General features: G+C 47.4%; 1 protein-coding gene. It reads right to left on the minus strand.

Annotated elements, in window-relative coordinates; all coding sequences use genetic code 11:
* On the minus strand, window positions 1-799 hold a 799-nt coding region (locus tag ACFFLS_RS26145; protein WP_379689749.1), incomplete at both ends, for a hypothetical protein.

The raw sequence follows: 799 nt of genomic DNA on the forward strand, positions 1-799 counted from the left end.
CAGCAACAATTCCTGGTTCAATGTGTAAGGGCTTGATGTGATACAGCCGTTTCCGTCCTTGATATAGAATGTGTAGTTTCCTGGAGCATTCAATACAAAGTTTGGACTTGACTGGTAGCCGTTTCCGATGCTGAACATCGGCGTGCCAACATACGTTCCCGTAATCGTGATCGGAACCGGACCGCCTGTGTAGCAGTACAATCCAACTGATGAATTGATTGAAGGAGGCAAGTCTTCGCCGATTGTGATATCAAGCATAGTCTCGCAGTTGTTGGCATCGATAACCCAAACATCCCAAGCAGTGCTTACCGCAGGGTCTAATACCGTACTAGTGAAAATATCGTAGTCTAATGGGTTATGAGCCGCTCCGTCAACAACAAACTGGTATCTGTATGCAGGTGTTCCGCCTGTAGCGGCAACTTCAACCCTTGCACCGAAGTTACAGTTCGCGTTTACGTTGTTCACAAGGTTAAGACCCAATGCTGCCGGTTCTGTTACGACAACTGAAGCGAAAGCAGTACAGTTCGTCACATTGTCCGTAACCGTTACTGTGTAGGTTCCTGGAACCAATCCTGTAACATCAACAGTATTTCCTGTCTGAGTCAGCGTACCTGTACCTGCCGTTAATGCAGCAGTGTAGGTGCCTCCGAAATTGGCAGCTGTAAATCTTACTGCTCCGTTTGCATTTCCGTTACAGTCAACATTCGCTACAAGCTCGCCTGAAACCGTAATGTTGGTAACCGGAACTACTGTGTATGATTCCTGGTACGTACAGCCGTTGGCGTCTGTAACCTGGAAT

Origin of the sequence: Flavobacterium procerum (genome assembly GCF_042431625.1) — a bacterium.
Taxonomy (GTDB): Bacteria; Bacteroidota; Bacteroidia; order Flavobacteriales; family Flavobacteriaceae; genus Flavobacterium; species Flavobacterium procerum.